The sequence below is a fragment of the Psychrobacillus sp. Z3-81 genome, assembly GCF_056620325.1.
Genome location: NZ_JBWQPU010000127.1, coordinates 1 through 206 on the forward strand (window position 1 = coordinate 1; position 206 = coordinate 206).

Consider the following 206-nt stretch of genomic DNA (forward strand, 5'->3'; position numbering starts at 1 on the left):
CGATCGAGGACTTAACCAATTTGTTTGTTTCTGATGTCCTTTATCCAGTTTTGAAAGAATAAAATTTTATTAAAAAACACTTGCAAAATTGCACAGAGTTGATATAATAATACTTGTCTTTCAAATAATCAGGTCTAGTGATGATGGCGAAGAGGTCACACCCGTTCCCATACCGAACACGGAAGTTAAGCTCTTCAGCGCCGATG

The 206-nt window shown here is 37.4% G+C and carries 1 rRNA gene; it reads left to right on the plus strand.

Features of this window, described 5'->3' with window-relative positions:
* Positions 1 to 133: 133 nt before the first annotated feature.
* Positions 134 to 206, plus strand: a 5S ribosomal RNA gene (gene rrf / locus AC1ECF_RS17885); the annotation flags it as partial.